The organism is Ferrovibrio sp., assembly GCF_029255545.1.
GTDB lineage: Bacteria > Pseudomonadota > Alphaproteobacteria > Ferrovibrionales > Ferrovibrionaceae > Ferrovibrio.
In genome coordinates, this window is record NZ_JANLJJ010000018.1 from 41,155 (window position 1) to 50,872 (window position 9,718).

The window sequence follows — 9,718 nt, forward strand, 5'->3', positions numbered from 1 at the left end:
TATTCGGCAAAGTTCTGCCGGCAGCTCAGTCGGCGGCGCCGGCAGCTTCTTCCTCGTCCTTGTAGCGGCTGGCGATGCTTTTGATCAGGCCGGCCACGGCGGAACGGATCGTGGTGTCTTCGATATCGCTGAAATTGCGTACCAGTTCGATGGTCGAGCGGTTCTTGCCGCCATGCTCCATCGGCTTGCTTTCCAGCTTGGCTTCCAGGCCGTCGAAGAAATAGGCCATGTCGACCTGCAGGCGCTGGGCGATCTCGAACAGCCGGCCGGCGCTGACGCGATTGGCGCCGGTTTCGTATTTCTGTACCTGCTGGTACGAAATCTTCAGTGAGTTCGCGAGTTCTTCCTGGGTCAGGCCAAGTTCCGTGCGGCGGGCGCGAATCCGCTCACCGACATACTCATCAACACGCGTTGCGATCTTGCCCATAGTCTCACCTCATGGCGGGGCCGGTCGAACCGGCCTTTGAACACTGAGAACCGGCCGCAGCCGGCTTACTCTTCATATGGTGCCCGAAACCGGTCCTGCTGTCCGGGCTGGCATGACACAGGGCGACAAAACGTCCGCACCCTGATCTAACTGCGGCCTATTCTATCCGTCTTTTTAGCCGGCGCTACTCGCGGCAGGCGATTAAACGTAAACGCAAACTGTCCGAAACCGAGTGTCGGTACATGTAATAGGAGAATTTACAGATAGTGGAAATCGTTCAGAAGTATAGGTTGTAGTGAGGGGGGAAATTCTCAGGAATATTGCATACATAGCGGCCTGCCCTTGGGAAGGTTGTTCCAAAGGCGTAGCTGGCCAGGGGCTTATCGGCCCGACAGGTTGCCGAATCAGGCGGCAACCTTGATTTTCACAGGGCCCCATGCGACAGAATTCACCATGCCGATGCTTCGCCGATTGGATTCGTCGCGGGTTGTGCCCTCCGCGCGCCGCGCTTTTGCCACTCCCGCCGTAAACCCGGGGGCGGCCGGGGGGCGTAGCCTGGGCATCAGGCTGGTCCTGCCGCTGTTTTTCTCTCTGGTCCTGGCTGCCTGCGGCGCCAAGGATCCCCCCTATGTCGAGCGCCCGGTCGAGGAACTGTATAACACCGCCATGGACGCGGTGGCGGTGAGCGAATGGGAGGCGGCCGCCAGGGGATTCGATGAGGTCGAGCGGCAGCACCCCTATTCGGTCTGGGCCACGAAAGCCCAGTTGATGGCAGCCTATGCCCATTACCAGAAGAATTCCTACACCGACGCGATCTCGGCCGCCGAGCGGTTCATCCAGCTGCATCCCGGCAGCAAGGAAACGCCATACGCCTATTATCTGGTCGGAATCTGCTATTACGAGCAAATCACCGATGTCGGCCGCGACCAGAAGATCACCCAGCAGGCGCTGAACGCCCTGGAGGAGGTGGTGCGCCGCTATCCGAACAGCGAATATGCCCGCGATGCGCGCCTGAAAATCGACCTGACCCGCGACCATCTCGCCGGCAAGGAAATGACGATCGGTCGTTATTATCTGCGCAGCGGCCAGCAGATCGCCGCGATCAACCGCTTCCGCGCGGTGATCGAGAAGTACCAGACCACCACCCATGTGCCAGAAGCCCTGCATCGCCTGGCCGAAGCCTATATGTCGCTGGGCGTTCTGGACGAAGCGCAGAATGTGGCGGCCGTGCTCGGTTACAACTATCCGGGCAGCGAATGGTATGTCGACACCTATACCCTGGTAACCGGCGAGGCGGTGCCCGGCACCAAGTCGGCGAATGGCGAAAGCAAGGGCTGGTTCGGCCGCACCTGGAACTCGATTTTCTGACGCCATGCTGACCGGCCTGAGTGTCCGCGACATCGTGCTGATCGAGCGGCTCGATCTGGCCTGTGGCGATGGTCTCGGCGTACTGACCGGCGAGACCGGTGCCGGCAAATCCATTCTGCTCGATGCCCTGGGGCTTGCCCTTGGTCGCCGCGCCGATGCCAGCCTCGTGCGCAACGGCGCCGCCCAGGGCGTGGTCTCCGCCGTCTTCGAGCTGCCGGCCGGGCATCCCGCCCATACCATCCTGTCTGAACAGGGCCTCGACAGCGCGGATGAGCTGGTGTTGCGCCGTGCGGTTGGCGCCGATGGCAAAAGCCGCGCCTTCGTTAATGACCAGCCGGTCAGCATCGCCTTGTTGCGCCGCCTGGGCGACATGCTAGTCGAGATCCATGGCCAGAATGACGAGCAGGGCCTCACCGACGCGACGATCCATCGCGCGCTGCTGGACGACTATGCCGGGCTGGAAAAAGACGTGGCCGGATTGCGCGACGCGTACCAGGCGATGCGCGATGCCGAGAAAGCCCTGACCGATGCCGCCCAGACCGCCGAACAGGCGCGGCGCGAGGAGGATTTCCTGCGCCATGTGGTGAACGAGCTGCAGGAACTCTCGCCCAAGCCCGGCGAGGAGCAGGAACTGGCGCAGCAGCGCAGTCTGCTGCAGGCCGGCGAGAAGCTGGCGGCGGCCATGCAGGAGGCGCAGGGTGCCTTGGAGCAGGGCGGTGGTGTCGATGCGCGCCTGCGCGCCTGCCTGCGCGCGCTGGAACGCGTGGCCGAGAAGGCCGCCGGCAAACTTGATGCGGTGATTGCCCAGGCCGACCAGGTGCTGTTGCAGGCCGGCGAATTGTCCGCGGCGCTGGATCACACGGCGCGCGAGCTGGATCTCGATCCGCAGCGGCTGGACAAGGTGGAAGAGCGCCTGTTTGCGCTCCGTGCCGCTGCCCGCAAACATAATGTTGCCGTCGACGATCTGGCCGCCATGACCGACCGCTATGCCGAGCGTCTGGCCCTGATCGACAACCAGGCGGCCAGCCTGGCCAGACTGGAAAAAGCCGCGACGGCTGCCAGGGCCGCCTACCAAGCGAAAGCAGAAGCGATCTCAGCGGCGCGCCGCAAGGCAGCCGCCAAGCTCGACAAGGCGGTGGCGGCTGAACTGGCGCCTTTGAAACTTGGCGCGGCGAAATTCTCCACATCGGTCGAGGCGCTGCCGCCAGAGCAATGGAGCGCCGAGGGTGCCGACCGCGTGCAGTTCCTGGCCAGCACCAACCAGGGTACGGCGCCGGGCTCGCTGGCCAAGATCGCCTCGGGCGGTGAACTCAGCCGCTTCATGTTGGCCCTGCGCGTCGTGCTGGCCGGTCGCGGTTCGGCCGGCACACTGATTTTCGATGAAGTCGATCGCGGCGTCGGCGGCGCGACGGCCGCTGCCGTGGGCCAGCGTCTGGCCCGGCTGGCCGAGCGCGTGCAGGTGCTGGTGGTCACGCATTCGCCGCAGGTGGCCGCCAAGGGCAGCCGTCACTGGCGCATTGCCAAACGCGAGACCGGCCCGGCCAGGAATCGCACCACCCTCACTGAGGTTGCGCCACTCGATGTTGCCGACCGGCGCGAGGAAATCGCCCGCATGTTGGCCGGCGCCACCGTCACCGATGCGGCGCGCGCGGCCGCCGACAGCCTGCTGGCTGGACAGGAAGCATAAGCATGAGCCGCCAGCGCGCGAAGCCTGTGGCTGATCTCGGGCCGCGTCAGGCCAGGCTGGAGCATGCCCGGCTCGAGGAAGAGATCGCCGAGCACGACAAGCATTATCACCAGCAGGATGCGCCGGTCATCTCGGATGCCGATTACGACGCGATGAAGCGTCGCCTGCTGGAGATCGAGGAGCATTTCCCCGATCTTGCCGCGCTCGGTGGCGTGTCCAGCCGCGTCGGCGCCGCGCCGGCAGCGGGCTTTGCCAAGGTGCGCCATGCCAGGCCGATGCTGTCGCTCGACAATGCCTTTGCCGAGGGAGACGTTGCCGATTTCCTCGGCCGCATCCGCCGCTTCCTCAATCTCAAGATCGAGGACGATCTCACCTTGATCGCCGAGCCCAAGATCGACGGCCTGTCGGCCAGCCTGCGCTACGAGAATGGCGAGCTGGTGCGGGCGGCGACACGTGGCGACGGCCAGGAAGGCGAGGATGTCACTGCCAATATCCTGACGCTGAAACATGGCGTGCCGCACAAGCTGCATGGCCGTGGCTGGCCTGACGTGCTGGAGGTGCGCGGCGAAGTCTACATGACGCGCAAGGATTTTCTCAGCCTCAACGAGGCGCAGGATAAGGCCGGCGCCAAGATCTTCGCCAATCCACGCAATGCCGCCGCCGGCAGCCTGCGCCAGCTCGACCCGAAGATCAGCGCCCAGCGCCCGTTGCGCTTCTTCGGCTATTATTGGGGCGAGGTGTCCGAGCCGCTGGGCAAGACGATGCAGCAGGCGCGCGGCAGACTGGCCGACTGGGGCTTCACGCTGAACGATCCGGTGAAAGTCTGCCACAGCTTCGAGGACCTGATCGCCTATTACCGCAAGATCGCCGCCCAGCGCGCCACCATGGCCTTCGATATCGACGGCGTGGTCTACAAGGTGGATCGGCTCGACTGGCAGGACCGGCTTGGCTTCATCAGCCGCTCGCCCCGCTGGGCCATCGCTCATAAATTCCCAGCCGAGCAGGCGCAGACGATCCTGGAGAATATCGACATCCAGGTGGGTCGTACCGGCGCGCTCACGCCGGTGGCCAAGCTCAAACCGGTGAATGTCGGCGGCGTGCTGGTCTCGAATGCCACCCTGCATAACGAGGACGAGATCGCCCGCAAGGATGTGCGCATCGGCGACACCGTCATCGTGCAGCGCGCCGGCGACGTGATCCCGCAGATCGTGAGTGTGGTGCTGGAGCATCGCCCAAAAGATGCGAAGCCGTTCAAATTCCCCACCCATTGCCCGGTCTGCGGCGCGCCGGCCGAACGCGAGGCCGATCCCAAATCGGGTGAAGAGGACGTGGTGCGCCGCTGCACCGGCAGCATCAGCTGCCCGGCCCAGGCAATGGAAAGCCTGCGCCATTTCGTGTCGCGCAACGCCTTCGACATCGAGGGGCTGGGCGAAAAGCAGATCGCCGCCTTCTATGAATGGGGCTGGCTGAAGGAACCGCGCGATATTTTCCTGTTACATCGCCATGCCGAGGCGTTGCAGCGCAAGGAAGGCTTCGGCGAGACGTCCGTGGCCAAGCTGATGGCCGCCATCGAGCAGCGCCGGGTGATCGGCTTCGACCGTTTCCTGCATGCGCTGGGCATCCGCCATGTCGGGCAGGAGCGCGCCCGCCTGGTGGCGATGCATTACGGCACGCCAGAGGCCTGGCTGGAGGCGATGGATGCGGCAAAGGACCGCGAGGGCGAGGCCTGGGGCGACCTCAACAGCATCGACAAGATGGGTGATGTGGTGGCCGATGCCATCGTCACCTTCGCCACCCGCCGGCACAGCCGCGCGGTGATCGATCACCTTCTGGCCGAACTGCGCGAGGTGGTGCCGCCGGAAAAGCCGGCGCAGGATTCCCCCGTGGCCGGCAAGACCGTGGTGTTCACCGGCTCGCTGGAACGGTTCACCCGCGACGAGGCCAAGGCGCGCGCCTTGAGCCTGGGCGCCAAGGTGGCCGGTTCGGTCTCGAAGAAGACCGACTACGTGGTGGCCGGCCCCGGCGCCGGCAGCAAGCTGGCTGATGCGCAAAAACACGGCGTGACGGTGCTGACCGAAGACGAGTGGCTCACGCTGATCGGCGGCTGACCATGCTGGTGCAGCAGGCGATTCCGTCCGTCGATGCCGTATCCGGTGCTTCCGCCATCGCGCTGGATTTCGAAACCGCCAGCCCCAGCGCCGGCAGCATCTGCTCGGTCGGCCTGGCCTGGATTGTTGGCGGGCAGGTGGCACAGACGGCGCATTGCCTGGTTCGCCCGCATGACATGCGCTTCGATCCCTGGCATGTCAGCATCCATGGCATCCAGCCCCATGACGTGGAATTCGAGCCGGAATTTCCTTTGGTGTGGGAGGAGTTGCTGCCGCATCTGGAGGCCACGCCTCTGCTGCTGGCCCATAACGCCCCCTTCGATATCGGCGTGCTGCGGGCAGCGCTGAACCATTACGACCTGGCCTGGCCGACTCTCTCTTATCTCTGCACGGTGAAGATCGCCCGGGCCGCCTGGCCCGACCTGCCGAACCACAAATTACCCACGGTGGCCGAGCATATCGGCGTCGCGCTGCAGCATCATGCGGCCGATAGCGATGCGGCGGCCTGTGCCGGCATCGCCCTGCGCGCCATGACGCATGCCGGCAGCGGCGACCTGATGGGATTGCTGCCGCGGTTTGGGATCAAGCCCGGCCGGCTGGAGCCGGGATATCACGAAGCCTGTTCTTCGGCGACGGAACGGCGTTCGGCCTTCCGCCGCCACCGTCCGCCGCCCTGGCTGCGCTGAAGGCTCAGCCGCCCTTTTTCATCTCCGCCTCATAGCGCGCCTTGGTCTCGGCATTGGGTGGATAAAGGCCGGGCAGGGGCGTGCCTTTCTCGACCTCGCCCATGATCCAGGTTTCCAGCTTCTCCTGCTCCACGGCTTCGGCCGTCACTTCGGTCACCAGGGCCTGCGGGATCAGCACGGCGCCATCGGCATCCAGCACGATCACGTCGCCGGGGAAGACGGCCACGCCGCCGCAGCCGATCGGCTCCTGCCAGTTCACGAAGGTCAGGCCGGCCACGCTGGGCGGCGCCGCGACGCCATCGCACCAGACCGGCAATTGCGTGCCGATCACCCCGGCGCCGTCGCGCACCACGCCATCGGTGACCAGGGCGGCCACGCCACGTTTCTGCATGCGGGCGCAGAGGATGTCGCCGAAGATGCCGGCATCCTTGATGCCCATGGCATCCACCACGGCGATGCAGCCTTCCGGCATGTCCTCGATGGCGCCGCGCGTGGAGCGCGGCGAGGCCCAGCTGGCCGGCGTGGCGAGGTCCTCGCGGGCCGGCACGAAACGCAGGGTGAAAGCTTCGCCGACGATGCGCCTGTCCTGCGGCGTCAGTGGTTTGGCGCCGCGAAGCCACACGTTGCGCAGGCCCTTCTTGAGCAGGACCGTCGTAAGGGTCGCCGTGGTGACCAGTTCCAGGGCGGCCTTGATCCGTGCATCCAGCATAATCGTCGCTCCTTCGCTCAGGAGAAGCAGGCTAGGCGTGGCGGCCCCGGACTGGCAAGCGGGGGAATCGGATTTTCTAAGGCTGCTTGCGCTGGATCAATCAGGTCCCTAACGGGGCGGTCGCCTGTTTCAGCCAGGCACGCGTCTCGTCATCCAGCAGCGGCGCGATGTCGCGCCAGACCAGCGCATGATAGGCATCCATCCAGGCGACCTCGGCCGGCGTCAGCAGACCGAGATCGATCAGGCGGCGGTCGATGGGCGCGCGGGTCAGCGTCTCGAAGCCAAGCCAGCGTTTGCCGCTTTCGGCCTTCTCGGTCTCGACGCGCACGGCGACCAGGTTTTCGATGCGGATGCCGTAGCCGCCGGTCTTGTAATAACCCGGCTCGTTCGAGACGATCATGCCGGGCTTCAGCGGCACCGCGCTGCCGGCCTTGGCGATGCGCTGCGGGCCTTCATGTACCGACAGGTAGCTGCCGACGCCATGGCCGGTGCCATGATCGTAATCCAGCCCGATTTCCCATAATGGCTTGCGCGCCAGGGCATCGAGTTGCTGGCCGGCGGTGCCTTCGGGGAATTTCGCCATGGCGATGGCGATGTGGCCTTTCAGCACGCGGGTGAAGCGGTCGCGCATTTCCTCCGTCGGCGTGCCGATGGCTACTGTCCGCGTGATATCCGTGGTGCCGTCGGGATACTGGCCGCCGGAATCGACCAGATAGAGGCTGCCGCTTTCCAGGTTGCGGTTGGTGGCCTGGGTGACGCGGTAATGCACGATGGCGCCATTGGGCCCCGCGCCCGAGATCGTGCTGAACGACAGGTCGCGCAGGCCATTATCCAGCCGGCGGAAACTCTGCAGTTTGTCTGCCGCGCCGATCTCGTCGACCACAACGCCTTTCGCCGTCTGCTGGTCCAGCCAGGCCAGGAAACGCGTGATGGCGGCTCCATCGCGGCGATGCGCCGCGCGGGTGCCATCCAGTTCGGCGGTCGTCTTGCAGGCCTTGGGCAATAGGCAGGGATCTTCGGCGCGGACCAGTTTCGCGCCAGCCTGCTCCAGATGATGCAGGATATAGGCGCCGCTGGTGGCGGGATCGACCTGTACCGTCTTGCCGGTCTCGCCCAATACGTCGAGGGCCGCCGCGAAGGCGGGTGGTTCATGCAGTCGCACATCGTCCAGGTGAGCGTGGACTTCCGGCGTCAGTTTGCGGCTGTCGATATAGAGATCGACGTCGCCATTGGCGTCCATGACCGCCATCGAAAGCGGCAGCGGCGTATGCGGTACGTCGCCACCGCGGATATTCAGCAGCCAGGCAATCGATTCCGGCAGGGTGAGCACAACCGCCTCGACGCCGCGTGCCCTGATGCTTGTGGCAATCTCGGCGCGTTTATCTGCCGCCGTTCTGCCGGCCAGTGCGGTATCCTGTATCCGGACCGGGGCGAGTGGCGGTGGCGGTTGATCCTCCCAGACCGCATCGATCGGGTTGCCGTCTGCCGCAACCAGTTCAGCGCCCACGCTGGCGCAGGCCGCGGCAAAGCGTTTCACGCTCTCTTCGGTATGCAGCCAGGGATCGTAGGCGAGGCGGGCGTTGGGCCGGAGGGTGGCCTTTAGCCAGTCGACCGGCGGATTGTCGATACTGTGCAGTCGCTCGAACAAAGCGCCATCCACCTGCTGGGCCAGTTGCAGGGTGTAGCGGCCGTCGCTCCAGATCGCCGCCTTGTCGGTCAGCACGATAGCCAGCCCGGCCGAGCCGGTGAAACCAGTCAGCCAGCTCAGGCGCTGGGCCCGCAGGGGCACATATTCGCTCTGGTATTCGTCGGTCAGCGGCACGATCACGCCAGCCAGGCCACGTCGGGCCAGTTCGGCGCGTAAGCTCGCCAGCCGGCCGGCAACGGCGCTACGATCCTCGATGGCGGCGGCAAAGCGGGTGGCCAGCTCGGCCACCAGGGCGGCGGCCTTGTCGGCGGGCAGGGCCGCATCGGCCGGCAGCAGGGCGAGGCCGGGGAAACCATCGAAAACCCTCGGCGCGGCGGCAATCCCACGTAACCAATTGGTAAGCACGGGCGGCAGGCCGGCGGTGAGGGCGGAAAGCGGGCCTGGCTGATGCAGTGTCATGGGATAACCCGTTGCTGTGTCGTTGAAATTATGGGGCGGCAGAGGGCATTCGTCCAGACCAAGCTATGCAGTTTCTGCAATACTGCGTAAGCAAACGATCATGGGTAAGTCATTGTTTTTTCATAGGTGCAGTGCAATATTCTGCCCGTGGCCGCGATGCACAGAGAAGCCCGGACCACAGAACGGAGACTACCATGAACACCCTGCGCACCCAGACCGCTTTTGCCATCCCGGCCAACCTGGCGCCCATGAGCGCCGCCGAGATCGAGGCCTACGCGCGTCGTATCCGCGCCGAAGCCATTGCCAACCTGATCGTCGGCGCCTGGACCGCCCTGAAGGGCGTGACCACCCGCTTCAAGGCTTATCTCGCCCAGCAGCGTGCGATGGACGAACTGAACGGCCTCGACGACACCATGCTGCGCGATATCGGCCTCAGCCGCTCCCAGATCCCGGCCGCCGTGGCCGGCCTGATCGAGCGCCCGGCCCCGGTCGCCCATGTGAACGAGAACGTCGCCACCGCCAAGGTGACCCGCCTGGTGCCGCGCGAAGCGGCCTAAAGCGGCAAAAGTTCCCCCCGCCGGTACCGGCTGAGTATCGCGTCCGCCTCTTCTGTCTCCTCCCCCTGA

8 protein-coding genes are annotated in these 9,718 nt (G+C 65.2%); 5 read left to right on the plus strand and 3 right to left on the minus strand.

Going from position 1 to position 9,718, the window contains the following annotated elements:
* Positions 1-25 precede the first annotated feature (25 nt).
* Positions 26-427 carry a helix-turn-helix transcriptional regulator gene (locus Q1J79_RS02775; protein ID WP_300296197.1) on the minus strand — a complete coding sequence of 134 codons (402 nt, stop codon included), beginning with the start codon at positions 425-427 and terminating at the stop codon, positions 26-28.
* A gap of 567 nt (positions 428-994) precedes the next feature.
* Here Q1J79_RS02775 and Q1J79_RS02780 point away from each other — a divergent pair.
* Genes Q1J79_RS02780 through Q1J79_RS02795 form a run of 4 tightly spaced genes read left to right on the plus strand, consistent with a single transcriptional unit; the run spans position 995 to position 6,276 of the window.
* Positions 995-1,795, plus strand: coding sequence for an outer membrane protein assembly factor BamD (locus Q1J79_RS02780; protein ID WP_300296296.1), 801 nt, complete (start codon positions 995-997; stop codon positions 1,793-1,795).
* Between the two features lie 4 nt (positions 1,796-1,799).
* Positions 1,800-3,482, plus strand: a complete 1,683-nt coding sequence (gene recN / locus Q1J79_RS02785; protein ID WP_300296200.1) for a DNA repair protein RecN — start codon at positions 1,800-1,802, stop codon at positions 3,480-3,482.
* A gap of 2 nt (positions 3,483-3,484) precedes the next feature.
* Positions 3,485-5,590 carry an NAD-dependent DNA ligase LigA gene (gene ligA, locus Q1J79_RS02790; protein WP_300296203.1) on the plus strand — a complete coding sequence of 702 codons (2,106 nt, stop codon included), beginning with the start codon at positions 3,485-3,487 and terminating at the stop codon, positions 5,588-5,590.
* Between the two features lie 2 nt (positions 5,591-5,592).
* Positions 5,593-6,276 carry a 3'-5' exonuclease gene (locus Q1J79_RS02795; RefSeq protein ID WP_300296206.1) on the plus strand — a complete coding sequence of 228 codons (684 nt, stop codon included), beginning with the start codon at positions 5,593-5,595 and terminating at the stop codon, positions 6,274-6,276.
* 4 nt (positions 6,277-6,280) lie between these two features.
* On the opposite strand, the gene Q1J79_RS02800 is transcribed toward Q1J79_RS02795, so the two are convergent.
* Together Q1J79_RS02800 and Q1J79_RS02805 are read right to left on the minus strand one after the other, a co-directional pair.
* The gene (locus tag Q1J79_RS02800; protein ID WP_300296209.1) at positions 6,281-6,985 is read right to left on the minus strand and encodes a ribonuclease activity regulator RraA; all 705 of its coding nucleotides are present in this window, start codon (positions 6,983-6,985) and stop codon (positions 6,281-6,283) included.
* A gap of 100 nt (positions 6,986-7,085) precedes the next feature.
* Entirely contained in the window at positions 7,086-9,092 is a 2,007-nt protein-coding gene (locus tag Q1J79_RS02805; protein WP_300296212.1) for an aminopeptidase P family protein, read from the minus strand.
* Positions 9,093-9,286: 194 nt separating this feature from the next.
* Between Q1J79_RS02805 and Q1J79_RS02810 the strand changes: the two genes are divergently transcribed.
* Positions 9,287-9,649, plus strand: a complete 363-nt coding sequence (locus Q1J79_RS02810) for a DUF1127 domain-containing protein (RefSeq protein WP_300296215.1) — start codon at positions 9,287-9,289, stop codon at positions 9,647-9,649.
* The last annotated feature ends 69 nt before the right edge of the window (positions 9,650-9,718 follow it).